At 68.9% G+C, this 21,868-nt stretch carries 28 protein-coding genes and 1 pseudogene; 21 read left to right on the forward strand and 8 right to left on the reverse strand.

Annotated features, from left to right (window positions below):
- Positions 1–32: 32 nt before the first annotated feature.
- A complete protein-coding gene (locus tag M8231_RS02070) occupies positions 33–290 on the reverse strand; it encodes an endonuclease domain-containing protein (protein WP_249751363.1) in 258 nt (85 codons plus the stop codon).
- A 171-nt stretch (positions 291–461) separates the two neighbouring features.
- Here M8231_RS02070 and M8231_RS02075 point away from each other — a divergent pair, with 171 nt between their 5' ends.
- The 6 genes from M8231_RS02075 to M8231_RS02100 all read left to right on the forward strand — a co-directional run bounded on the left by M8231_RS02075 (position 462) and on the right by M8231_RS02100 (position 4,772).
- Positions 462–908 carry a YcgN family cysteine cluster protein gene (locus M8231_RS02075; RefSeq protein WP_250202139.1) on the forward strand — a complete coding sequence of 149 codons (447 nt, stop codon included), beginning with the start codon at positions 462–464 and terminating at the stop codon, positions 906–908.
- A 124-nt stretch (positions 909–1,032) separates the two neighbouring features.
- The gene (locus tag M8231_RS02080) at positions 1,033–1,458 is read left to right on the forward strand and encodes a hypothetical protein (RefSeq protein ID WP_249751361.1); all 426 of its coding nucleotides are present in this window, start codon (positions 1,033–1,035) and stop codon (positions 1,456–1,458) included.
- Complete coding sequence (locus M8231_RS02085) at positions 1,424–2,593, forward strand: DNA-packaging protein (RefSeq protein ID WP_250202140.1); 1,170 nt, start codon at positions 1,424–1,426, stop codon at positions 2,591–2,593. The genes M8231_RS02080 and M8231_RS02085 overlap by 35 nt, the downstream gene beginning before the upstream one ends.
- 186 nt (positions 2,594–2,779) lie before the next feature.
- Complete coding sequence (locus M8231_RS02090) at positions 2,780–3,952, forward strand: phage portal protein (protein ID WP_250202141.1); 1,173 nt, start codon at positions 2,780–2,782, stop codon at positions 3,950–3,952.
- The gene (locus tag M8231_RS02095; protein ID WP_249751871.1) at positions 3,952–4,176 is read left to right on the forward strand and encodes a hypothetical protein; all 225 of its coding nucleotides are present in this window, start codon (positions 3,952–3,954) and stop codon (positions 4,174–4,176) included. Before M8231_RS02090 ends, M8231_RS02095 begins: the two co-directional genes overlap by 1 nt.
- Positions 4,177–4,361: 185 nt before the next feature.
- The gene (locus tag M8231_RS02100) at positions 4,362–4,772 is read left to right on the forward strand and encodes an HK97 family phage prohead protease (RefSeq protein WP_249751359.1); all 411 of its coding nucleotides are present in this window, start codon (positions 4,362–4,364) and stop codon (positions 4,770–4,772) included.
- On the opposite strand, the gene M8231_RS02105 is transcribed toward M8231_RS02100, so the two are convergent.
- Positions 4,664–5,566 (reverse strand): hypothetical protein, encoded by a 903-nt coding sequence (locus tag M8231_RS02105; RefSeq protein WP_249751358.1) that lies wholly within the window; start codon positions 5,564–5,566, stop codon positions 4,664–4,666. The two genes, M8231_RS02100 and M8231_RS02105, sit on opposite strands and share 109 nt — an antisense overlap.
- Positions 5,567–5,637: 71 nt before the next feature.
- Here M8231_RS02105 and M8231_RS02110 point away from each other — a divergent pair, with 71 nt between their 5' ends.
- The 8 genes and pseudogenes from M8231_RS02110 (at position 5,638) to M8231_RS02145 (ending at position 9,620) form a co-directional block, all read left to right on the forward strand.
- Positions 5,638–6,864: a phage major capsid protein gene (locus M8231_RS02110; RefSeq protein ID WP_249751357.1), complete on the forward strand. Its 1,227-nt coding sequence runs from the start codon at positions 5,638–5,640 to the stop codon at positions 6,862–6,864.
- Positions 6,865–7,112: 248 nt separating this feature from the next.
- Positions 7,113–7,379 (forward strand): head-tail connector protein, encoded by a 267-nt coding sequence (locus M8231_RS02115; RefSeq protein ID WP_249751356.1) that lies wholly within the window; start codon positions 7,113–7,115, stop codon positions 7,377–7,379.
- Complete coding sequence (locus M8231_RS02120) at positions 7,376–7,672, forward strand: phage head-tail adapter protein (RefSeq protein ID WP_249751355.1); 297 nt, start codon at positions 7,376–7,378, stop codon at positions 7,670–7,672. The genes M8231_RS02115 and M8231_RS02120 overlap by 4 nt, the downstream gene beginning before the upstream one ends.
- Positions 7,669–8,076, forward strand: coding sequence for a DUF3168 domain-containing protein (locus M8231_RS02125; protein ID WP_249751354.1), 408 nt, complete (start codon positions 7,669–7,671; stop codon positions 8,074–8,076). Before M8231_RS02120 ends, M8231_RS02125 begins: the two co-directional genes overlap by 4 nt.
- A gap of 157 nt (positions 8,077–8,233) precedes the next feature.
- Positions 8,234–8,614, forward strand: a pseudogene (locus M8231_RS02130) (phage major tail protein, TP901-1 family); the annotation flags it as partial.
- 46 nt (positions 8,615–8,660) lie between these two features.
- On the forward strand, positions 8,661–8,939 hold the full coding sequence (locus M8231_RS02135; RefSeq protein WP_250202142.1) for a GTA-gp10 family protein: 279 nt from the start codon (positions 8,661–8,663) through the stop codon (positions 8,937–8,939).
- Entirely contained in the window at positions 8,936–9,112 is a 177-nt protein-coding gene (locus tag M8231_RS02140) for a phage tail assembly chaperone (protein WP_250202578.1), read from the forward strand. The genes M8231_RS02135 and M8231_RS02140 overlap by 4 nt, the downstream gene beginning before the upstream one ends.
- Positions 9,102–9,620: a phage tail tape measure protein gene (locus M8231_RS02145; RefSeq protein ID WP_250202143.1), complete on the forward strand. Its 519-nt coding sequence runs from the start codon at positions 9,102–9,104 to the stop codon at positions 9,618–9,620. Before M8231_RS02140 ends, M8231_RS02145 begins: the two co-directional genes overlap by 11 nt.
- Before the next feature lie 163 nt (positions 9,621–9,783).
- Here M8231_RS02145 and M8231_RS02150 read toward each other — a convergent pair whose 3' ends face one another.
- Positions 9,784–10,479, reverse strand: a complete 696-nt coding sequence (locus M8231_RS02150) for a DUF805 domain-containing protein (RefSeq protein WP_249751350.1) — start codon at positions 10,477–10,479, stop codon at positions 9,784–9,786.
- 95 nt (positions 10,480–10,574) lie between these two features.
- Between M8231_RS02150 and M8231_RS02155 the strand changes: the two genes are divergently transcribed.
- From M8231_RS02155 to M8231_RS02165, 3 genes are all read left to right on the forward strand, one after another.
- Positions 10,575–11,192, forward strand: a complete 618-nt coding sequence (locus M8231_RS02155) for a DUF2460 domain-containing protein (protein WP_249751349.1) — start codon at positions 10,575–10,577, stop codon at positions 11,190–11,192.
- A gap of 81 nt (positions 11,193–11,273) precedes the next feature.
- The gene (locus M8231_RS02160; RefSeq protein WP_250202144.1) at positions 11,274–11,927 is read left to right on the forward strand and encodes a baseplate hub domain-containing protein; all 654 of its coding nucleotides are present in this window, start codon (positions 11,274–11,276) and stop codon (positions 11,925–11,927) included.
- Between the two features lie 81 nt (positions 11,928–12,008).
- Positions 12,009–12,572, forward strand: a complete 564-nt coding sequence (locus tag M8231_RS02165; protein WP_157004454.1) for a hypothetical protein — start codon at positions 12,009–12,011, stop codon at positions 12,570–12,572.
- On the opposite strand, the gene M8231_RS02170 is transcribed toward M8231_RS02165, so the two are convergent.
- On the reverse strand, positions 12,544–14,235 hold the full coding sequence (locus tag M8231_RS02170) for a transposase (RefSeq protein ID WP_157004453.1): 1,692 nt from the start codon (positions 14,233–14,235) through the stop codon (positions 12,544–12,546). The two genes, M8231_RS02165 and M8231_RS02170, sit on opposite strands and share 29 nt — an antisense overlap.
- 149 nt (positions 14,236–14,384) lie before the next feature.
- On the opposite strand from M8231_RS02170, the gene M8231_RS02175 reads away from it, so the two are divergent.
- Positions 14,385–14,753 carry a DUF6471 domain-containing protein gene (locus M8231_RS02175; protein ID WP_205618542.1) on the forward strand — a complete coding sequence of 123 codons (369 nt, stop codon included), beginning with the start codon at positions 14,385–14,387 and terminating at the stop codon, positions 14,751–14,753.
- A 48-nt stretch (positions 14,754–14,801) separates the two neighbouring features.
- Here M8231_RS02175 and M8231_RS02180 read toward each other — a convergent pair whose 3' ends face one another.
- The 4 genes from M8231_RS02180 to M8231_RS02195 all read right to left on the reverse strand — a co-directional run bounded on the left by M8231_RS02180 (position 14,802) and on the right by M8231_RS02195 (position 17,563).
- Positions 14,802–15,005: a helix-turn-helix domain-containing protein gene (locus M8231_RS02180; protein ID WP_250202145.1), complete on the reverse strand. Its 204-nt coding sequence runs from the start codon at positions 15,003–15,005 to the stop codon at positions 14,802–14,804.
- A 99-nt stretch (positions 15,006–15,104) separates the two neighbouring features.
- Positions 15,105–16,010 carry a hypothetical protein gene (locus M8231_RS02185; protein WP_157004451.1) on the reverse strand — a complete coding sequence of 302 codons (906 nt, stop codon included), beginning with the start codon at positions 16,008–16,010 and terminating at the stop codon, positions 15,105–15,107.
- Positions 16,011–16,039: 29 nt separating this feature from the next.
- Positions 16,040–17,299 carry a radical SAM protein gene (locus tag M8231_RS02190; RefSeq protein ID WP_157004450.1) on the reverse strand — a complete coding sequence of 420 codons (1,260 nt, stop codon included), beginning with the start codon at positions 17,297–17,299 and terminating at the stop codon, positions 16,040–16,042.
- A gap of 12 nt (positions 17,300–17,311) precedes the next feature.
- Positions 17,312–17,563 carry a hypothetical protein gene (locus M8231_RS02195; protein WP_250202146.1) on the reverse strand — a complete coding sequence of 84 codons (252 nt, stop codon included), beginning with the start codon at positions 17,561–17,563 and terminating at the stop codon, positions 17,312–17,314.
- Between the two features lie 326 nt (positions 17,564–17,889).
- Between M8231_RS02195 and M8231_RS02200 the strand changes: the two genes are divergently transcribed.
- The 3 genes from M8231_RS02200 (at position 17,890) to M8231_RS02210 (ending at position 21,741) form a co-directional block, all read left to right on the forward strand.
- The gene (locus M8231_RS02200) at positions 17,890–18,120 is read left to right on the forward strand and encodes a hypothetical protein (RefSeq protein WP_250202147.1); all 231 of its coding nucleotides are present in this window, start codon (positions 17,890–17,892) and stop codon (positions 18,118–18,120) included.
- A gap of 250 nt (positions 18,121–18,370) precedes the next feature.
- Positions 18,371–19,615, forward strand: a complete 1,245-nt coding sequence (locus M8231_RS02205) for a beta-barrel domain-containing protein (protein ID WP_039245018.1) — start codon at positions 18,371–18,373, stop codon at positions 19,613–19,615.
- Positions 19,573–21,741: a peptidase domain-containing ABC transporter gene (locus M8231_RS02210; RefSeq protein WP_039245016.1), complete on the forward strand. Its 2,169-nt coding sequence runs from the start codon at positions 19,573–19,575 to the stop codon at positions 21,739–21,741. Before M8231_RS02205 ends, M8231_RS02210 begins: the two co-directional genes overlap by 43 nt.
- Positions 21,742–21,868: the final 127 nt, after the last annotated feature.

Below are 21,868 nucleotides of genomic sequence, written 5' to 3' on the forward strand. Positions count from 1 at the left end.
GTCCCCCTCCCCCGCTTTGCGGGGGAGGATCTTTAGAGGGAGAGGATGAAGTCGGCGACGGCGTCGGGGTCGCGGAGGACGGCCGTGGCGGGGACGCGGAGGGTGCGGATGCCGGCGTCCGCGAAATAGGCGTCGCGGCGGGCGTCGTGGGCCGCGTCGTGCTGCTGGCCGTCGATCTCGATGCAGAGGCGGTCGCGCAAGCGATAGAAGTCGAGGATGTAGGGGCCGAGGGCGTGCTGGCGGCGGAAGCCGCGGCCGCGGATGCGCGCCCAGATCAGAACTTCGGGCAAAGACAGGGTTCGGCGGAGACTTCTGGCGCGTTTTTGGGTAAGGACCGGCGCTCTCATGGCACGCATCACAATCATAAGCTGCGCCGTTGGCAAGTCTGGTCCGGCAGGGTGCGTCGTCCGCCCCCTCCACCGCTTCGCGGTCCCCCTCCCCCGCGGGCGGGGGAGGACCTGATGTTCTGGCGGACCAAGACCCTGGCCGAGATGAACCCCGTGGAGTGGGAGAGCCTGTGCGACGGGTGCGGGCTGTGCTGCGTGGTGCGGTTCGAGGACGAGGACACCGGCGAGGTGATTCCGACGCGGGTGCACTGCAAGCTGTTCGATCCGGAGGCGTGCGCCTGTTCGGACTATGCGAACCGCAAGAAGCACGTGCCGGACTGCATCAAGCTGACGCCCGGAAACATCGAGGCGCTGGAGTGGATGCCGAAGTCCTGCGCCTATCGCCGGATCCACGAGGGGCGGGACCTGGCGTGGTGGCATCCGCTGGTGTCGGGCGACCGGGAGACGGTGCATGCGGCGGGGGTGTCGGTGCGGGGGCAGACGATCTCGGAACTGTCGCTGGCCGAGCCGGAGGACGCGCTGGACTTCGAGGCGCCGGAATGGGCGCTGGAGCGGGGCTGAGGGCGCCAGGTCGAGCCGGCGAACCATCATAATGACGCTGGTCTGAATTCAACGAAATCATGGGCTTGTGCTTTTCTCGAGGCGATCGACGCGCCTGAGGACGCTGGTGCGCTATGGTTGGTTCATGGCGAGACATGGGGACGAGACGGGGGCCGGGGGCGAGAGCGCCGGCTGGCTGGGGCATGTCTGCGCGCGGCTGAAGGCCAAGGTGGACGAGGCGCTGGACGCCGTCTGCGACGCGCCGAAGGTCGAGGGCGTGGCCGAGGCCGAGAAGCTGGCCCGCGCGGTCGGCGTGATCGCGCGGGCGGCCAGGGCGGTGGCCGCGCTGGAACCCCGTCTGGCCGCCGACAGCGAAGAGGACGAGATGGGTGGACGGATCTACGACCCCGAGGAAGACGAGCGGCTGCGACGCGAGTTGGCCGCTCACTGCGATCGGCTCGACGGCATCATCGAGGCAAAGCGAGCTCGAGACGCTGAAGGGAGCGCCGCTGAGGCGGGAGCTCCGCAAGGCGCGGGTGAACGATCACCAGGTTCCGCCGACGAGACCTGACTGGCGCACCTGGCTGCTGCTGGGCGGCCGGGGGTCGGGCAAGACGTTCGCCGGGGCGGTGTGGATCGACACCCTGGCGCGTCGGAGCCTGGTGAATCTGGCTCTGGTCGGGCCCGCCCTGCACGACGTGCGCGAGGTGATGGTCGAGGGGGCGTCGGGGATCAAGGCGCTGGCCGAGCCGGGCGATCGGCCGCGCTGGGAGGCGGGGCGGCGCCGGCTGCTGTGGAAGAACGGCTCGGCCGCCTACGCCTTTTCGGCGGAGGATCCGGACAGCCTGCGCGGGCCGCAGTTTCATGGGGCGTGGGCCGACGAGTTCTGCGCCTGGCGCGAGCCGGAGGCGGTGCTGTCCAACCTGAGGTTTGGGCTGAGGCTGGGGGACGATCCGAAGCTGGCGGTGACGACGACGCCCCGGCCGATCCCGGCGCTGAGGCGGCTGATGGCCGAGGCGGGGACGGTGACGGAGCGGGCGGGGACGGCGGCCAACGCCAAGAACCTGGCGCCGGGGTTCCTGGCGCATCTGACGGCGCTGTACGGCGGGACGCGGCTGGAGGCGCAGGAGTTGGAAGGCCTGGTGGTCGAGGGCGAGGGCGCCCTGTTCCGCATCGAGGACCTGAAGCGGGCGAAGGGCGCGCGGCCGGCCGAGCTGGACCGGGTGGTCGTGGCGGTCGATCCGCCGGCGACCGCGCACGGCGACGCCTGCGGCATTGTCGTGGTGGGACGGAAGGAGCGCCGGGCCTTCGTGCTGGCGGACCGGACGGTGCGGGGGATGTCGCCGCACGGGTGGGCCGGGGCGGTGGCGGAGGCGGTGGCGGATTTCGGCGCGCGGGAGATCGTGGCCGAGGGCAACCAGGGCGGCGAGATGGTGCGGTCGGTGCTGGCGCAGGCGGACTGCGCCGCGCCGGTGAAGCTGGTCCATGCGTCGCGGTCCAAGGCGGCGCGGGCCGAGCCGGTGGCGCTGCTGTACGAACAGGGGCGGGTGGTCCACTGCGGGGACTTTCCGGCGCTGGAAGAGGAGATGCTGGCGCTGGGGTGCGGGGGCGGGAAGAGCCCGGACCGGGCCGACGCGCTGGTGTGGGGGATCACGCGGCTGATGCTGGAAGAACGGTCGGAAGGGCCGAGGATACGGGTGATCTGATCCTCCCCCGCAAAGCGGGGAGGGGGACCGCCCGAAGGGTGGGGGAGGGGGCGGATAGCGCACGAGCGTTGAACGTCTGCTCTCAGAATTTCCACGGTGAAGACCGAGTCTGCGTCCGCCCCCTCCACCACTTCGTGGTCCCCCTCCCCCGCCTCGCGGGGGAGGATTGGTTTCAGGGAGATTTCGATGGTTTCGATGCGATGGCCGTTCGGCCAGCGGGGGCGGGCGGCTGCGCCCGAGGCGAAGGCCAGCCGGGCGGGGGCGGTGGCGGCCTTCTCGTCCGTGGGAAGGCCCAGGTGGACGCCGAACGACTACGCCAGCCTGGCGCGCGAGGGGTATCAGCGGAACGCGGTGGCCTATCGCTGCGTGCGGATGATCGCCGAGGCCGCCGCGTCCGCGCCGTTCGCGGTGTTCGTGGACGGGGCGCGGGACGACGCCCATCCGCTGGCGAAGCTGATCCGGCGGCCCAATCCCGAGCAATCGGGGGCCGAGCTGATGGAGGCGCTGTACGGGGCGCTGCAGGTGTCGGGCAACGCCTATGTCGAGGCGACCGGGGACGCGGACGGGGACGGGGCGCCGGACGAGCTGTGGGCGCTGCGGTCCGACCGGGTGAAGGTGGTGCCGGGGCGGTCAGGCTGGCCCGAGGCGTGGGACTATTGCGTCGATGGGCGGTCGGTGCGGATCGGCCGGGCGGCGGACGGCTGGGCGCCGGTGATGCACCTGAAGCTGTGGCACCCGCTGGACGACTGGTACGGGCTGTCGCCGCTGGAGGCGGCGGCGCGGGGGGTGGACGCGCACAATGCGGCCGGGGCCTGGAACAAGGCCCTGCTGGACAATGCGGCGCGGCCCAGCGGCGCGCTGGTCTATGGCGCGCGCGACGGCGAGCGGCTGACGAACGACCAGTTCGAGGCGCTGAAGGCGCAGCTGGACGAGAACTATGCGGGCGCGGCGAACGCGGGGCGGCCGGTGCTGCTGGAAGGCGGCATGGACTGGAAGCCGCTGAGCCTGACGCCGGCGGAGATGGATTTCACGGCCGGCAAGCACGCCGCGGCGCGCGAGATCGCCCTGGCCTTCGGGGTTCCGCCGCAGCTGCTGGGGATACCGGGGGATGCGACCTACGCCAACTATCGCGAGGCGAACGCGGCGTTCTGGAGGCAGACGGTGATCCCGCTGGTCAGGAAGGCGGCGGGGGCGCTGACGGGGTGGCTGGGCGAGCGGTTCGCGGGCTGCGAGGTGCGGGCCGACCTGGACGCGGTGGCGGCGCTGCAGCCCGAGCGGGACGCGCTGTGGGCGCGGCTGGAGGGCGCGAGCTTCCTGACGGACGAGGAGCGGCGGCGAATGGCGGGGGTCGGGCAATGATGGAGCAGTTGAGGAAGGCGCCGGCGGCGCTGATCGCGGCGTTGGCGGTGCAGACGATCGCGGGTCTGCTGTGGGCCGGCGGGGCGGCGGCGCGGATCGCGACGCTGGAGCAGCGGGTGGGCGAGCAGAGGCTGGTGGCCGAGCGGCTGGCGCGGCTGGAGGCGCAGGGCGAGGCGACGGCGGCGGCCGTGGAGCGGATCGAACGGAGGCTGGAGGAGAAGTGAGGACGTCTGGAACGATCCTCCCTCGCGAAGCGGGGGAGGGGGACCGCCCGAAGGGTGGTGGAGGGGGCGAAAACGGGCTGGATCTTGGCCGCCAGGAAATGAAAGCGACCTGGGCCGGCGTTCGTGCGGCGTCCGCCCCCTCCACCACTTCGTGGTCCCCCTCCCCCGCAGGCGGGGGAGGAGCTTTGGTCATCCAAGGCTACGCCTCCCTGTGGGGCGCGGCCGATCTGAACGGCGACGTGGTGCAGGCGGGGGCGTTCGCCGACAGCCTGGCCAAGACCGGCGCCGAGGGGGTGCGCATGCTGCACGGCCACGACGGCCGGGCGGTGGTCGGGGTGTGGGACGCGATCGCCGAGGACGCGCGCGGCCTGTTCGTGCGGGGGCGGATCATGGACTGGTCGCCCGAGGCGCGGCTGGCCCAGGCGCTGAGCCGGGCCGGGGCGCTGGACGGCCTGTCGATCGGCTATCGCACCGCGCGGGCGCGGCGTCAGGGCCGGCTGCGGGTCCTGAGCGGGGTCGATCTGTGGGAGGTGTCGCTGGTGACCTTCCCCATGCTGCCGGGGGCGCGGTTCAGCCTGTCGAGGACGCCGGCCTGACGCAGGCGCTCGGTCAGGTCGCGGACGGCGGCGCGGCCCTTCTTGCCGTTGATGGCGCGCACCGCCCACAGGCCGACGAGGAAGACGAAGACCAGGGAGAAGCGAAAGGCGAAGACCAGGATCAGGCCGACGACGACGAGCAGCAGGTGAAGGCCGGTCGTGACCAGGGCGACCGGGCCGGTGGCCACGGGCGGCGGCGTCGGTTCGTCGGGCGACGGCAGGCCGAAGGTCTTGGCGTTGGACTCCGGCGTCGGCTCCAACTGGACCCGCTGGAGGGCCGAGAGCTTTCGGTCGGGAACCGGGGCGACGGAGCCGTCGGCCGGGCCGGGCGGGACGATGTCCGGGTGGTCGTGCAGGCGGTGAAGCGGGCTTTCGCGGCGGTGGGCGGCGGGCTCGTAGAGGACGGACTCGCCGGTTTCGTCGATCGTGAAGACCTCGTCGAAGGGCGTAGTCGCAAAGTCGATGGCGCGGGTGTCTTGGCCGTAGCTCTGGCCGTGCAGGGCGATCAGCCGGCCCTGGCGCAGCTCGACCTGGAAGCCGATGGGATCCTCAAGGTCGCCGACCATGACGTGGACCGTGCCGAAAAGGCCGGTGATCCGGCGCTGGGCCTCGGCGCGGGGCGGCGGGCGATGGCGGTCGACGATCAGTTCCGAATAGAGGCCGGCGCCGGTGTTGCGGCGTCGGCCCGGCAGGCTTTCCTCCACCTGGCCGGCCAGGTCGGGGACGACATCGCGCAACTCCCACGCCAGGGCGTCCAGGACGGCGCTTTCGAGACGGGTGAGGCGGGCGGCCATCAGACGATTTCAAGAGGACGGTTCACGTCCCGACACTAGCCGCAAGACGCGGTTCTTCAACCGGAGACATCATGAAAGAGACCAAACAGGCCCCGGCTTCGCCGGAGGCGCGCGACGCCGTGCGCGAGGTGATGGCGGCGTTCCAGGCGTTCAAGGGGGCGAACGACGCCCGGCTGGACGAGATCGAGAGGAAGGCGGCGGCCGACGTGCTGCTGGAGGAGAAGGTGGCGCGCATCGACCAGGCGGTCGCGGCGGCTCAGGCGCGGCTGGACCGGGCGATGAGCCAGAACCGGCGGCCCGTCATCGGCGGGGAGGCGGCCGAGCCGGCGTCGGCGCCGGAGGCGAAGGCGGCGTGGGACGGCTATCTGAAGACCGGCCAATCCGTCGGCCTGGAGACCAAGGCGGGGCTGAGCACCGGCGCGACCTCGGGCGGCTATGTCGTGCCGTATGAGACCGAGCGGGCCATCGAGCGCCGGCTGATGGCGGTGTCGCCGATGCGCGAGATCGCCACGGTGCGCACGGTGGCGGCCGGCGTGTTCAGGAAGCCGGTGTCGACGGCGGGCGTGGCCTCGGGCTGGGTGGCCGAGACGGCGGCGCGGCCCGAGACGGACCCGGCGACGCTGGCGCTGCTGGAGTTTCCGTCGGCCGATCTGTACGCCAGTCCGGCGGCGACGCAGGCGTTGCTGGACGACGCCCTGGTGGACCTGGACGAATGGCTGGCGGGCGAGGTCGAGGACGCCTTCGCCGCCCAGGAGACCCAGGCCTTCGTCACCGGCGACGGGACGAACAAGCCCAAGGGGTTCCTGAGCTATGCCGCCGTGGCGGACGCGGACCAGGCGTGGGGCCAGATCGGCTATGTGGCGTCGGGCGCGGCGGGCGGTTTCGCCGCGACCAATCCGACCGACCGGCTGATCGACCTGATCTATGCGCCCAAGGCCCAGTACCGGCCGAACGGGCGGTTCGTGATGAACCGGCGCACGGTCTCGACGGTGCGCAAGTTCAAGGACGCGGACGGGAACTACATCTGGCAGCCGGCGGCGCGGCTGGGCGAGAACGCCAGCCTGCTGGGCTATCCGATCACCGAGATCGAGACCATGCCGGACGTGGCGGCGAACAGCCTGTCGATCGCGTTCGGCGACTTCCAGCGCGGCTATCTGATCGTGGACCGGGCGGGGGTCAGGGTGCTGCGCGACCCGTTCACGGCCAAGCCCTATGTGCTGTTCTACACCACCAAGCGCGTCGGCGGCGGGGTGCAGAACTTCGACGCGATCAAGGTGATGAAGTTCGCCGCGACGTAGTCGCCGAGAGGCAAGGTGATGAAGCTCGCGGCGAGCTGAGGCGATCCTTCCCCGTGAAGCGCAGCGGAACGGGGGAGGGGGACCGCGCGCAGCGTGGTGGAGGGGGCGGAAGCGGACTCGGTTTTGGCCGGCATATTCGTGACTCCGGTTTCCAAGCCGGTGCGGCGTCCGCCCCCTCCACCGCTTCGCGGTCCCCCTCCCCCGCCTTGCGGGGGAGGATCTGATTTTTCTGAACATTGGAGGTTTGCATGGCGCAGCCGGTGACGGTGGCGGAGGCGAAGCTGTTCCTGCGGGTCGAGCATGAGGCCGAGGACGGGCTGATCCAGACGCTGGTCGAGGCGGCCCAGGCGCGGGTGGAGGGGGACGTGGGCTTGAGCCTGACGTCGACCTCGCCGGCGCCGCTCAGGCTGGCGGTGCTGATGCTGGCGCTCAGGGCCTATGAGCGGGGCGAGGCGGAAATGAGCGTCGCGCCGGTCGAGGGGTGGATCGCGCCCTATCGCGTGGTGCGGCTGTGACGGTTCTGGCGGGGCTGTACCGGGCGGTGGAGGCGCAGACGCCGTATGGCGGGCGGAGCGTGACGTTCGAGCCCGCGGGCTCGGCCTGGCTGAAATGCGGGGCGCGACGGCGCCAGGAGCGCGGGTCCGGCGACGAGCGCCATGCGGTGGAGACGATGACGGCGGAGGCGCGGGCCGATGCGCGGCTGGCGGTCGGGCGACGCCTGCGCCTCGGCGGGGCGGACTGGGCCATCGTGACGGTCGAGCCGACGCGGCCAGGGCGGGCGAAGCTGGGGCTGGAGCGGGTGCGATGACCGATCACGAGAGCGCGCTGCAGAAGGCCCTGGTCGCGGCGATGAAGGCCGATGCGGCGGTGGACGCCCTGCTGGGCGGGCGGGTGTGGGATCAGGCGCCGGAGGGGGCGGGGTTTCCGCATCTGCTGGTCGGACGGTGCGAGAGCCGGCCGCTGGACGCCGACGGCGGCGGGGTCGAGCAGGCGCTGACCCTGACGGCGGTGTCGCGCTTCGCCGGGACCGAGGAAGCCAAGGCGATCTCGGCGGCGGTGCGGGCGCGGCTGCATGAGGCGACGCTGGAGGCGGACGGGGTGCGGACGGTGTCGCTGCGGGTCGTCTGGTCGGACGTGGCCCGTTCGGGCGACGGACGGCGGACCTGGGCGGTGGTGCGGCTGAGGGCGGTGACTGAGGGCGTGGCGGCGTGACTTCTCCCTCCCTGGCCGGGGAGGGACGCCGATGCGGAGCATCGGCGGGGTGGGAAGGGCCGGCGGCCGAGGCGTATCGCCTTGCCGCCCCCACCCGGTCGCTGCGCGACCACCCTCCCCGGACGGGGAGGGAGAATTCGGGGATGGAGAAACAGACATGACGGCACAAGCCGGCAAGGACATGCTGCTGAAGATCGAGGGCGCGCCGGGCGTGTTCACGACGGTGGCGGGGCTGAGGGCGCGGACGATCTCGCTGAATGCGCGCACGGTCGATGCGACCGACGGCGACAGCGCCGGGCGGTGGCGCGAGCTGCTGGCGGGGGCGGGGGTGAAGTCGGCGGCGGTGTCGGGGCAGGGCATCTTTCGCGACGCGGCGTCGGATGCGCTGGTCAGGGAGGCCTTCTTCGAGCAGGCGGCCAAGACCTGGCGGCTGGTGGTGCCGGACTTCGGCGTGCTGGAGGGGCCGTTCCAGGGGGCGGAAGCGAGCTGGGTGTGGAATGTGGAGACCGAGTCTGCGTCCGCCCCCTCCACCGCTTCGCGGTCCCCCTCCCCCGTTACGCTGCGCTTCACGGGGGAGGATTTGAATGAATGGCGTCAGGGGCGAGGTCGTCGTCAGGCTGGCGGGGGGCGAGCGGAGGCTGTGCCTGACGCTGGGCTCTCTGGCGGAGATCGAGACGGGGCTGGGGGTCGAGGGGCTGGGCGGCGTCGCCGAGCGGATGCGGGCGCTGTCGGGCAGGGATCTGATGGTGGTGCTGGCGGCGCTGTTGCGGGGCGGGGGCGAGGATGGTTCGGCGGCAGAGGCGGTCCAGCCGCGCGAAGCGGCGGAGGCCGTCGCGCGGGCGTTCGCCGCCGCCGCCGGATGACGCCCTGGGCCGAGATGTTGCGGACGGCGGCGGCGCTGGGGATCGCGCCCGAGGCGTTCTGGCGGCTGTCGCTGCGGGAATGGCGGATGCTGGTCCAGGCGCCGGCGGGCGCGGGACCTCTGGGGCGGACGGCGCTGGAGCGGATGATAGAGGAGTGGCCGGATGGCGGATGAGTTCGAGCCGGGCGGGCTGGACGGCGTGCCGCGTCAGGCGGCCGAGGCGGCGGCCGCCCTGGAGGCGCTGAAGGCGCCGGCGCGGGAGGCGGCCGACGCCATCGAGGACGCCTTCGGACGCGCGGGCGACAGCCTGACGCGGTCGCTGGCGCGGGCGGCGGCGGACGGGGAGGTGAGCCTGGGCGAGCTGGCGCGGGCGGTGCTGAACGCGGTCAATGCGGCGGCCGGGTCGGGCGGTCTGGGCGCGGCGGTTCAGGCGGCGCTGGGCGCGTTCGGCGGGGCGCGGGCGGACGGCGGGCCGGTGTCGGCCGGCGGCGCCTATCTGGTCGGCGAGCGCGGTCCGGAGGTGTTCCGGCCGGCGACGGGCGGCGTGGTCGAGCCGGTCCCGGGCGGCGGGGTGACGGTGAACGTGACGGTGGACGGCGGGGCGCCGGCGCTGCTGCGGTCCGAGGCGCAGATCGCCCAGATGCTGGCGCGGGCCGTCAGCCTGGGCGCGCGGCGGATTTGAGCGATCCTCCCCCGTGAAGCGTAGCGTAACGGGGGAGGGGGACCGCGCGAAGCGTGGTGGAGGGGGCGAAACGGACTGGGTTTGGACGGTTGGCGTCGTGCGGCGTCCGCCCCCTCCACCGCTACGCGGTCCCCCTCCCCCGCAACGCGGGGGAGGATCTAGGTCAGAGGCCCTTCGGATTGGGGCCGAAGCGGTTGTCGCCGGGCTGGCTGTCGGTCAGGCCGACCCACAGCAGGAAGGCGACGCCGACCAAGAAGGACAGGGCGAAGACGCCGAAGGCCGGGCCCATGACGGCCAGGGCCGCGGCCGGATTGTCCTCGTAGTAGTCCGAGGTCATGCCCGTGGCCGCCATGCCGCCGAACATGATGACCATGCCGGCGATCAGCAGGGCGAAGCCGATCAGATAGGGGGCGACGACCAGCCAGCCGGTCCGGCCCATGTCGTGCAGGCGCTTCACCGCGATCGCCAGGTTCGGCCAGATCAGGGCGAGCGAGATCAGCCAGCCGAGGATCGGGATCCAGCCCAGCACGACGTTGGCGCCGAAGATGATCAGGAAGCCGATCCAAAAGTGCGAGCGGCGCAGGCGGCCCTCGAAGGAGAACATGGCCGACTGGAAGTCGAAGCCCGAGCCCGCGGCGAGCGGCGCGGCGCCGGCGACGCCGACCGTCGAGGGCGAGCCGGCCAGGATCAGGATCTGGGTCGCCTGGTCGCCGTCGGCCACGAAATCGACCCGCACGCCCGGCGCAGGCGTGGCCGGGGACTGCAGGGCGGCGGCGTCGAAGCCGTAGCGCACGCCGTCGTCGCCGCTGATGAGGCCGGTTCCGGCCGTGCTGTCGTAGCTGAGGACTTCTCCGCGCACGCGTCTCGCTCCTGGGTGAAGCGGCCCCTCCGGCCGCGCGCGGAGCATGGACGAGCACGGATTTTCGAACAAGCGAAACGAGGGAAAGGTTGGGGATGGCCTTCCATGAGGTGCGCCTGCCGGCGCGGCTGGCGTTCGGCTCGACCGGCGGGGTGGAGCGACGGACCGAGATCGCGACCCTGGCGTCGGGACACGAGCGGCGATCGACGCCCTGGGCGATGGGGCGCAGGCGCTATCTGATCGGGGCCAATCTGCGGTCGCTGGACGACATGGCCGAGCTGGTCGCCTTCTTCGAGGCGCGGCGGGGGCGGCTGCACGGGTTCCGGTTCAAGGATTTCGCCGACCACAGGTCGTGCGCGCCGGGCGCGACGCCCGGGCCGCTGGACCAGATGTTGGGCGTCGGGACGGGGGCGCGGCGGACGTTTTCGCTGGTCAAGCTGTACGGCGACGTGGCGCGGCCGATCGCCAAGCCGGTCGAAGGGACGGTGCGGGCGGCGGTGGCGGGGGTGGAACTGGCCCCCGACGCCTTCGCGGTGGAGACGACGACGGGGGTGGTGACGCTGGAGGCGGCGCCGGGGGCGGGCCAGGCGGTGACGGCGGGGTTCCACTTCGACACGCCGGTGCGGTTCGACAGCGACCGGATCGAGGCGACGCTGGAGACCTTCGAGGCCGGGCGGATGGCGGCGGTCCCGCTGATCGAGGTGAGGGTCTGAGGATGGCGGCGTGTCGCCTGGCCCGCCCCACCCGGTCGCTGCGCGACCACCCTCCCCGGCGCGGGGAGGGAGAGGATTGAGATGAGAGACATATCCGAGGAACTGGCCGCCCGCATCGAAAGCGGGGCGGCGACGCTGTGCCATGCGTGGCGGCTGGCGCGGGCGGACGGGGTCGTGACGGGGTTCACAGACCATGACCGCGACCTGACGATGGACGGGCTGACGTGCCGGGCGGCCAGCGGCTGGACGGCGGGGGCCGAGGAGACCGCGGTCGGGCTGGCGGCGGGGTCGATGACGGCGGCCGGGGTGCTGGACGACGCGGTCCTGAGCGAGGCGGACATCGAGGCGGGCCTGTACGACCAGGCGTCGGTCGAACTGTGGCGGGTCGACTGGAGCCGGCCGGACCTGAGGGTGCGGCTGTGGGCCGGGCGGCTGGCGCGGATCAGCCGCGAGGACGGTCGGTTCACCGCCGAGCTGGAAGGGCCGCTGGCGCAGCTGGAGCGGGTCGTGGGGCGGACCTACGGGCGGATGTGCGACGCGCGCCTGGGCGACGGGCGGTGCGGGGCGGACCGAGCGCTGTTCCCGGGCGCGACCTGCGACAAGCGCTGGGAGACCTGCGTGGAGACGTTCGGAAACGGGCGAAATTTCCGGGGCTTTCCCGACGTGCCCGGCGACGACTTCCTGACGGCCTATCCGGCGAGCGGCGGGCGCAACGACGGGGGGAGCCGGCGATGAGGGACGCGGACGAGGCGGCTATAGGTAGCAAACACACCTAAGCTCGAATAAACGTCGGCTCATCGTTTCGAGGGGGCTGACGTGGCGCTGGGGCGAAAGAACAGCGGAAAGCAGCTAACCAGCCATCTCAAGCGCCTCTACGGCCGTCTGGGTGGCGAACTGCACTGGATAGAGAACCCGCCGAAGCTGCGGCAGAAGAAGTGGCGGGGCGGCGAGGCGTTCGCAGCCGAGGCTGGCGAGCGCGAAACGAGGGCTAAGGAGATCAGGGAGGCGCTTCCACACATCGTATACGTCATCCAGATGTTCGATCCGGAATGGGATCCCGACCAAGAAAAACTGATCAGGCCGCTGCGCCGGGGACCGAACCGTCCGCCGCAGGGATGGGCGGACGCGGCCTATGACGTGTTGCGAGAGACCGGCGACTGGCTCACGGTACGTGAGATTCTGGATCACGTCGCCGAGCGCCACGACCTCAGCATCGATGACGGTCCCGCCCATGTTCAGGCATACGGAGCGATCAACGCGGCGTTACAGCGCGCTCAGCAGGGATTAGTGAATGACGGGGGACTACCGCCGCGATGGGCGCTTAAGTCGCGACAGCGCGGAAATGAGTCAGCTAGCGCCGCTGGCGAGGGCGACTGCTAGGCGGCGGCGGGGCCCACGCGGCGACCACAGCCTCGCGGAAGCGTTGGCGTAGGCTCGAAAGCAGGCGACTGAACGGGGATGGATCGCGATCCCGGATGTTCAACGGCGCGGCGGTGCGCTTCAGCATCTCCTTCTCCACCGTCTTGTGATAACCGCAAACCTTGTATCCGATCACGACTTCTCTGCGCAGCCACTCGCTTAGGGCCGCTTCGCTTGCCTGACGGCTCCCCAGGTCGCCCAGTTCGCCGGTCCCCGCCACCCAGTGGATGGCGAAGATCGATTGACGGAACGGCGAGTCCCCGATGCTACCGAGCAGGTGCCCGGTTAGCCTTTCACGGAGAGAGTAACCTTCGCCAAGGTAGCCATTGCGCCACACCCCGTAGTCCCAGACCGGAAACTGCGGATCAGGAAAATAGCCGGCTAGGTTGAAGAGCCGTTCGCCGCTCCGAAGGAACAGACCATAGACGCCCGGGCTTAGAGGCATTCGCTTGGGATCGTCCATAAACTCGCCCGCCGAGATGAACTCGAAGCCTTCACGCCAACGCGTCGCCGATCGGGCGTCGGCGACGCGCGGCGTCTCCTCTTCTCCCCGGATGCGCTTGGCCTCCTTGCGCGCCCGCCGCCGCTCCTCGACGCTCGGCGGACTCCACTCGATCGGCTGGCCGTCCTGATTGATGATCGCGCAACGGCGCTTGGAACCGCCGGCTTTCTTCTTGAGGAAGTAGCCAGCCATCGGCGAGCGGCCGGGGGTCATCATCGTTCCCAGAAGTGCCGCGAAACTCTCGTCCGGACCAACGGCCGTGTGGCTCAACCGCCATGTAAGCTGCGCCGTGTAGAGGTCGAGATAGTTGCCGAGGATGCGGCGATAGATCATCCGCATGCCCTCAAGGACGCGGAAGCCGCTCTCGGCCCAGTTGGTGCAGGCCTCCGGCGTGTAGAAGTGGTGGTCGTGGATGACCCGCTTCAGCGCGCAATGGTCGCGAATCTGGCCCCAGTGTCCGCCGTCGGCGAATACGACGGCGTTTGGATTGACCACCTCGATGAACGACGGGACGGGGTGATGCTCCTGCTTGGCGACCCATGCGCGGGCGGGACCACCCCGCTGGCGGGCCAGCGTCACCCGCAACGTCCGGTCCGGCGCGCCATATGGAAAACGGTAGTGATCCTTGTCATCGCGCACGTTCTTGGGGCGGATATAGCCTTTCAGCTCCTTGCCATCGATTTCGACCTCGTCATGCAGGACCGTGCGCCGCTCGAAAGCTTGCATTGCGCATCTGATCTTGTGGAGCCAGACGAAGATCGTCTTGTAGTTCTTCACCTTGGCGCGAAGGTCACGTTTGATCTCCAAGGCGCTGCGCCCCTGATAGGCGACATTGAACTGCGCGAGGATCAGCAGGATCGTCTTGAAGGGGAGCTTGCGGTAGGCGAACGGCGTGTTGGTTGTCAGTGTGAACTGCCTCAAGCACTGCTTGCACTTGTAGCGCTTGCCGTCCTGGTAGGTCCACGCCGCCGGGCACCCGCAGCGATTACAGAACGGCTCCCCACCGTTTTCAGCGAATCGGTAACGGCGAAAGAGGGCACGCGCCTCCTCTTCCGAGAGTTCGGCGACCTCGGTAGGCGTCGCGGCATGTGCCGGGCCTTGAAGGAGAGCCAGTGAAGTCAACGCACATAGGAGATTTTTGTCGCGTATGTGCGATACTTGTAGCGTCAGCGCGCGTCAAGGATTTTGTCGCATATTTGCGATTTTCATCGCTTAAACGAGCGCTAAGTCGCGTCGGTTGATCGCCTGACCGAGTGATGTCATGAAAAGGAATGGCTAAGCGCGCGCCCACCCCCGCCGATATGGATGACCCCGAGCACGCCTGGCGGGAGCAGGCGCGAACGCTTCTGCGGGTGGAACAGCGTCGTCAGAACCTCACCTACGCCGAAATAGCTGAGCGCATGCAGGCCATAGGGATTGGAGAGACGGAAGTCAGTGTCCGCAATAAGATCAGCCGAGGGACGTTTCCGGCGACGTTCATGCTGCAATTTATGCACGTGCTCGGAATCCAGCTAATCCCCTTCAAGCCTCAACTGACCGGGGAGGTCACCTTGCCTCCAGAGCTGCTTGGCAAACTTCCGCAGGTTCGGATGACGCCCGAACTGGTCGCGGCATTGGTAGGAACCTCGAAGAAGGAGTGACCCGACCGTCAGGTCGCGAGGCAATCGTGCGTTGGCAGTCGTCCAGCCTCAGGGATGCTCTGCGTAAAACGCGGTCGGGTGCACGTCCAAAACCTCTGCCATCCGACCAAGAATGGCGACGGTCGGGTTGCCTTCGCCGCGCTCGATACGGCCAAGATGGCGCATCGCGAGCCCCGCTTCGCCGGCGAGCGCTTCCTGGCTTAGGCCGCGCTCCTTGCGAAGCCGTCGCACGTTCGAGCCAACGATCTTCACCTGACGTGCCCCCCTCTGGTCCCTCGATCATTATGAGAGCCCAGGGGGTTGATAGCCGATCTGCGTCGCCGGCGGGAGCGGCCGAGCGGCGCCGACCGGCTAGGCGACGTTTCCGTCGATCAGCGCGGAGTCGCCGTACAGATCGCGCAAGGCCGGCGCGAGCGCATCGAAATGCCCCGCGCCATAGACGATCAGAACCGAGGGATAGGCGCCTGAAAGGGCTTCGATGAGGCGCAGCAGATGTTCGTTGCGCAGGCGGGTTTCCCTCGCGACGATTTCCGACGCTATGCCGGGGCCGCACGGACTGCCCCGCTCGGCGAGTTCGGAGTCGGCGGCAGGCAGGACGCCATAGGAAGCCCGGTACCATTGGAAGATATCGAAGTCCGTGACGCCCAGGGATTGTCCCAGAGTCGGTAGCAGACGACGCTGCAGATCACGGAGCTGATCGTCGGCGCCGCCGGGCCGGCGCGCAAGAAACGCGCCTCGCAAATAGCGGAGCAGGTAAGCGGCGAATACGTCAGCGCCATCGGCTCCAGCTTCGACATGGGCCTGCAACAATGTCGACTGGGCGGGCTCTCCGCCGATGACCGGGATGTCGCGCGCTTCCGCCTCGTAGGCGGCCTGCATGTTCTCGCCGTACTGGCCCCCGCGGCGACGGACGAAGCCCCGGTTGGACAGTCGGGCAGGGCTGAGCCCTTCCTCGGTCGGAACGCCTTCGACGACGACGATCTTGGGTTGGAGTCGCTCGAACGACCGGGAGATCAGCCGAAAGGTCGGGCTCGAGGCGTCCTGCGTGTGCATCGCGGCGAGGAAGCCGATCTGTTTCGGCCCTGAGCTGAAAAGGGCGAGATAGGGCGGCTGATCGCGCCCTGCGGCGGGCGCGCAGGGATCCGCGATCGCGTCGAATTCACCGGCCGGCTCACTCTGCCCACGGGGTCGGATTTCCTCTCCGCCGACCCTGCCGGCTGCGACCAGGCTCGGAGGGAGAGCCGCGATCGCGCCCAACAGCCAACGTCTGCTAACACCGGTCATCGTCAGGTCGAAACTCCCGCTAGGTCCGCCTCATTCGCCAAATGGGGAGCGGCGAGACGGTCGAACGATTTCCCGCCGTCCGTCAGCAGGGCGGCCGCACCGACGAACACCTCCTGGAAGGCGTCGCAATACACCGTCTTGCGCTGGTAGTCCGTCCCCGAAAAGCGTTGCCCGATCCGACCAAGGCCATGGCCGCTGCGGCAGTTTTCCAGAAGCACGCATCCGCGGCACTCCGTCGCCCAGGTTCGGTCGGCCAGCAGGACATGGGCGAAGACCTCGTCCTCCAGGAGATCGCGCATCCTCGAGGTGGTGACGCGCCGGCTGGTCACCCGCTCTTTCGTGGTTTCGCGAAGGGTCTCCTCCGGCGAGATCGACCCGTCGCTTTCGACGATGACGATCATGTGCCCGACCGCGACCTCGTCGACATCGGCGGCATTGGCGCCCCGGTGGCGAAGGACCTTCATCGCTCTTTCGAATATCCGGACCCGCGCTGCGAACTCGTCCTCGCGCCACGCGAGGAAGGCTTGCCGGAGGAAGCGCCCGACGCCGGCGACGACGTTCGGATCGTGTGTTTCCCAGGTCATGAACGGCAGGAGCAAGTCGAAGCTGCGCAAGCCGACTTCGCGGGAAAGATAGCGGTAGAGTTCGGCGCCGTCGGCCGCAGGATCTATGACGCACAGCCCGCCGACGCCGGGCAGGCTGCCCGCACGCACCGCCTCCTGAAGGCGCCGGATGCCCGCGAGCGCTGCTGCATGGGAGCCAAGCCCATGATGATCCTGCCGACGTCGATCGTTCAGCCAGGCCGGACCGTCGATGCTCACGCCGATGTTGATCTTCCATCGGGCGAGCTGGTCGATCCATGCGTCGCTGACGAGCGTGGCGTTGGTCTGCATGCCGAAGCCGACCCGGCCGAGCAGCGAGGCCGGAAGGCGCTCTGAGAGGCGAGCCCATATCGCCTCCATGCGTTCGGCGAAACGATGGGCGGGCATCAACATCGGCTCGCCGCCATGGAGCACGAGGCGCGCGGATGACAGGTCATGCGCAAGCAGCTCGTCGGCCATGAAGTCGGCGACCGCGACGCAGGTTTCGAGGGACGCGAATTTCGGTACGACCTTATGCAGATCGTTGCCGAGATTGTACATGTAGCAATAGGTGCAGTTGAGGTTGCAGGTCTCCTGAATCTTGAACACCACCTCCAGAGAAGTGCTTTCCCGTAACCTCAGCTTCGACGGCGGCGTGCAATCTTCCAAAACGGCCTGCAACCTCAGCTCCTCTCAGATCTGGATCGGTCCGGTCGGCGGCCCGCTGTCGAAGTAGGGGGCGGAGTCGTAATAGGGGTTGTGGTCGATGAAGGGGCCGGAATCCAAATAGGGCCAGCCCGGATCCGGGGATGTCAAATCGGAATAGGGCGGCGAGCCCGGATCGTGGCCTCCCGAGACCAGGTCGATCTGGTCCTCGGTCAACGGCCTGATCTTACCGACAGCGGCATCCTTGACCCGCTGCATGAAGTGAGCTGCGTCAAGCATTTCACGACCTCCAAGCGCGATGGGGAAAAGCCGGACGATTTGAGTTTGCACGCCGTCGGAGACGCAATCCTGAATCAACGTTCCCACAATCACAATTTTGTGTCGGCTGGCTGCTCGCGAAGGCGGACGGTCCTTGTCGATCGATACTGCGCCAGTAGTGAGAGCGCAGCCTCATCCGACGCGACACCTGTTAATCAAGCTCAGCAATCAACGTCAGATTGCGACACTCTGACGCACGATCAACACCACCATTCCGGTTGATCACGCTCGTGTCGGTTGAAAGATTTGGGCGAGCTTATGACTTAGCTCGCAACCCGGAGGGAAAAGTGTCCGATATCTATGTTCTTAGGGCGGACGAGATCGATCAGGTCTCGGGCGGTCCTGGTCCGCTCGTCGCCCTGGTGCTGAATCCCGCCGTGGCGACCGCCATCGTTGGCGGCGTGGCCGCGGTCGCGACGGCCGCGATCGCCGCGGTCAACGCCTTGAGCAAGGACGACTGCACCACGACCACGACCAAGCAGGGCAACAAGACCGTCACCACGACCGTCTGCACCTGAGTGGCTCGCATGCAAACCGCTCCCAAATGGACCCCGTTGGTCGTGATCGTCTCGGTCATGGCGTTGGGCGCCCTCGGCTGGTCGGTTGGATCTTTGATATCCGGCCTGCGATCGGATGACTGTGTGACAGTCACCGAGAAGGTCTCGGGCACGGCCACATCAAGCAGGGTCTGCAAGTGAGCCTCCCGGCGTCCCGCCCGGCAACGCGCGGGACGCCGGGAAAGGATTTTTGAAGCGATAGCGATAGCTTGTGTCGAAGTTATTTCGGGCCGAGGCGACGCGCCATGCCGCGTCCCGCCTTTCAGGCGACGTCATTCTCGCCTCATCGACTCCGCTCAAATGGATCACCGCACTCGCGGTCGCCGTCGTCGTCTTCCTCGCTCTTTTCGTCTCCACGGCCTCCTACGCCCGCAAGGAGACCGTCTCTGGCTGGCTCGCCCCGGACGCCGGCCTGATCCGGCTCACGGCGCGCCAGGGCGGCGTCATCGAAGCGCTTCTTGTCCGCGAGGGCCAACCGATCCAGGCCGGAGCTCCCGTGGCCCGAATCCGACTCTCCTCGTCGCTGGAAGGCGGCGACAGCTATGCGGCGCTCGCGCGGAGTCTTGAGATGCAGAGCGAAGCGGCGTCGGCTCGCGCGCTCGCGGCCAGAGACGCCCTGCTCGCCGAACAGCAGCAACTCCATGCACGGAAAACCGCGTTGGTGCGGGAACGGACGCAGGCCGAGAACCGGCTGTCGCTCCAACGCCAACGTGTCGGACTGGCGCGCGCCGAGGTTCAGCGCGCCGAGGTCATCACCGCCCGGGGCTATTTACCCCAGCGTGAGCTGGAGGACCGCCGGTCTGCCGCGCTGGCGATCGAGCAGGAAGCGGCGGAACTCGCCGGCGTCGTGCTCCAGTATCAGCGCGAGATCGGCGACCTCGACGCGCGTCTGGCCGCCATCCCCATCGATCTCAAGTCGGTGGAAGCGGACGCGGTGACAGCCGCCGCCGCCCTCGATCAGCAACGCACGCAGACGGAAGGCCAGTCGATCTATGTCGTCGTCGCCACTGTCGGCGGTCGTGTGGCCGCCCTGCCCTTCGCTACCGGACAGACTGTCGGCGCCGACGCCACGGTCGCCGTGGTCACGCCGACGACGGGCTCCCTGGAAGCAGAACTCTATGCGCCATCTCGCGCCGCCGGCTTCGTCCGCGAGGGACAGACGGTGCGACTGATGTATCAGGCCTTTCCGTATCAGAAGTTCGGCGCCGGCGTGGGCCGGGTCGAATCCGTGTCCCGCACCGTGTTGGCGCCCGCCGAGGTCGCCATTCCGGGACTTCAGGTACAGGAGCCGGTGTTTCGCGTGCGCGTGAAGCTGGATCGCGACACCGTCTCCGCCTACGGACAGGACTTGCCCTTGCAGCCGGGCATGCTGCTGACCGCAGATGTCGTCGTCGATCGCCGGTCCCTGCTCGAATGGTTGCTCGATCCGCTCTACGCCGCCGGTCGGCGCGCATGAGCCGTCCGAACGAATTGAACTTCGCGCGCAAGAAGCGTCTTCCAGTCATCCAAGCGGCGGAGGGCGCGGAGTGCGGCTTGGCCTGCATGGCCATGATCGCCCGTTACCACGGTCATGACGTCGATCTGAACGGGCTGCGCCAGCGCTTCCCCGTCTCCCTGTCCGGCGCGACGCTGCGGAGCCTGATCGGGCTTGCCGACGGGCTGGGCTTCGCGCCCCGTGCGCTGCGCGTCGAGCTGGACGCCCTGTCCAAGGTGCGCCTGCCCGCCGTGCTGCATTGGGACCTGAACCATTTCGTCGTCCTGAAGGCGGTGTCGCGCGACAAGGCCGTGATCCACGATCCGGCTTCCGGCGCGCGGACCTATTCGACGGCGGAGCTTTCCAAGCATTTCACCGGCGTCGTTCTGGAGATCACCCCGTCCAGCACATTCGAGAAGATCACGGCCCGCATGCCCATCCGGCTGACCAGCCTGTGGGGGCGTATGGTCGGCTTCTGGCCCGCCCTCTTTCAGGTCATGGGCCTGTCGGTCGCCCTGCAGGTCGCCGCGTTCGCCATGCCGTTCCAGATGCAGCTGGTCGTGGACGAGGCGATCGGCCGGGCGGATCGCGACCTGCTGACCGTGCTGGCCATCGGCTTCGGGGCGCTCGTCATCGTCCAGGCGTCGATCGAAGCGCTGCGGGCGTGGACGTTGCAGATCTTCGGACAAATGCTGACCTTCCAGATGGTCGGCAACCTGTTCCGACATCTGATCCGCCTTCCGTCCGACTGGTTCGAGAAGCGCCATGTCGGCGACATCATGAGCCGGATCGGCTCCACTTCGGCGATCCAGGACGTCCTGACGCGCGGCGTGGTGTCGGCCCTGATCGACGGGGTGATGGCCTTGGTCGCCGTCATCATCCTGCTGCTCTATTCGCCCACGCTCACCGCCGTGGTCGTCGGCGCCGTCGCGATCAACCTGGCGCTGGCCTTCGCCGTCTTCCCTGCGTTGAGGGCGCGGACGGAGGAACAGATCGTCGAGAGCGCGCGCGAGCAGTCGCACATCATGGAAAGCGTGCGCGCCGCGACCACCATCAAGATTATGGGGCGGGAGGCGGAGCGGGAAAGCGCGTGGCGCAATCTCTACGCCAACGCCATCAACGCGGCCGTCTCGGTCGGCAAGTTCCAGATTTCCCTGACGTTCGCGCAGGGCCTGGTGACGGGCCTGCAGACGGTGGTGGTGATCTATCTGGGCGCGCGGACCATCCTGGGCGGCGACGGCTTTTCGGTCGGGATGCTGATCGCCTTCCTGTCGTTCCGCCAGACCTTCACGGACCGCGCCACCGCCCTGATCAATCAGGCCATCCAGTTCCGGTTCCTGAACCTGCATCTGGACCGGCTCGCCGACATCGTGACCGCCGAGCCGGAAACCCCGGGAGATGTTCCAGCGCGTGCGCCGTCGGTGAGCGGCGCGATGACGCTGCGCGGCGTCGGGTTTCGCTATGGCGCCGCCGACCGGCCGATCCTTGAAGATCTCGACCTGCGGGTGGAGCCCGGGGAATTCCTGGCGATCACCGGGCCTTCGGGCGGAGGCAAGACCACATTGCTGAAGCTGATGCTGGGCCTCCAGACCCCGACGGAGGGTCGTATCGAGCTGGACGGCCACCCGGCCAGTCCCGCCTTGTGGCGCGCCTGGCGGGAGACGATCGGCGTCGTTGCGCAGGACGACCGCCTGTTGTCGGGGAGCATCGCCGACAACATCGCCTTCTTCGATCCCGATATGGACATGATGCGCGTCCAAGAGGCTGCGTCGGTCGCCCAAGTGCACGACGACATCGCGCGCATGCCCATGCAGTATCTTTCCCTTGTCGGCGACATGGGATCGGCCCTCTCGGGCGGGCAGAAGCAGCGCATTCTTCTCGCTCGCGCGTTCTATCGCCAACCTCGTATCCTGATGCTCGACGAGGGCACCGCGAACCTCGACGTAGAGACGGAGACCGTGATCGCCGATCTGATCGCCCGACTGCCGGTGACGCGGATCGTGGTTGCGCACCGGCCGGCGCTGCTGGAGCGCGCCGACCGAGTCCTGGTGATGACTCAGGGGCGTTTGGACACGCAGGAGCAGCTGGGCCTCGTTCACGCTGTTTGAGGGCCTGCCGATCGCACATCCGCGGACCATGTCAGGCCGCGCGCCGGGATCAGCGACGCCACTGGCCGGCCTCATCACTGACGTGACCCCCTGAAACTCCTCCAGGAATAGCTAGAGTCCGCCCAAC

This window comes from Brevundimonas albigilva, from assembly GCF_023573565.1.
In the GTDB taxonomy this organism is placed as follows: Bacteria; Pseudomonadota; Alphaproteobacteria; order Caulobacterales; family Caulobacteraceae; genus Brevundimonas; species Brevundimonas albigilva.

Bases quoted from the DNA above. Each gene is read 5' to 3' on its own strand.
- M8231_RS02075 (WP_250202139.1), top strand. From the start codon at position 462: ATGTTCTGGCGGACCAAGACCCTGGCCGAGATGAACCCCGTGGAGTGG.
- M8231_RS02080 (WP_249751361.1), top strand. From the start codon at position 1,033: ATGGCGAGACATGGGGACGAGACGGGGGCCGGGGGCGAGAGCGCCGGC.
- M8231_RS02090 (WP_250202141.1), top strand. From the start codon at position 2,780: ATGGTTTCGATGCGATGGCCGTTCGGCCAGCGGGGGCGGGCGGCTGCG.
- M8231_RS02095 (WP_249751871.1), top strand. From the start codon at position 3,952: ATGGAGCAGTTGAGGAAGGCGCCGGCGGCGCTGATCGCGGCGTTGGCG.
- M8231_RS02105 (WP_249751358.1), bottom strand. From the start codon at position 5,566: ATGGCCGCCCGCCTCACCCGTCTCGAAAGCGCCGTCCTGGACGCCCTG.
- M8231_RS02110 (WP_249751357.1), top strand. From the start codon at position 5,638: ATGAAAGAGACCAAACAGGCCCCGGCTTCGCCGGAGGCGCGCGACGCC.
- M8231_RS02115 (WP_249751356.1), top strand. From the start codon at position 7,113: ATGGCGCAGCCGGTGACGGTGGCGGAGGCGAAGCTGTTCCTGCGGGTC.
- M8231_RS02125 (WP_249751354.1), top strand. From the start codon at position 7,669: ATGACCGATCACGAGAGCGCGCTGCAGAAGGCCCTGGTCGCGGCGATG.
- M8231_RS02135 (WP_250202142.1), top strand. From the start codon at position 8,661: ATGAATGGCGTCAGGGGCGAGGTCGTCGTCAGGCTGGCGGGGGGCGAG.
- M8231_RS02140 (WP_250202578.1), top strand. From the start codon at position 8,936: ATGACGCCCTGGGCCGAGATGTTGCGGACGGCGGCGGCGCTGGGGATC.
- M8231_RS02145 (WP_250202143.1), top strand. From the start codon at position 9,102: ATGGCGGATGAGTTCGAGCCGGGCGGGCTGGACGGCGTGCCGCGTCAG.
- M8231_RS02155 (WP_249751349.1), top strand. From the start codon at position 10,575: ATGGCCTTCCATGAGGTGCGCCTGCCGGCGCGGCTGGCGTTCGGCTCG.
- M8231_RS02160 (WP_250202144.1), top strand. From the start codon at position 11,274: ATGAGAGACATATCCGAGGAACTGGCCGCCCGCATCGAAAGCGGGGCG.
- M8231_RS02175 (WP_205618542.1), top strand. From the start codon at position 14,385: ATGGCTAAGCGCGCGCCCACCCCCGCCGATATGGATGACCCCGAGCAC.
- M8231_RS02195 (WP_250202146.1), bottom strand. From the start codon at position 17,563: ATGCTTGACGCAGCTCACTTCATGCAGCGGGTCAAGGATGCCGCTGTC.
- M8231_RS02210 (WP_039245016.1), top strand. From the start codon at position 19,573: ATGGTTGCTCGATCCGCTCTACGCCGCCGGTCGGCGCGCATGAGCCGT.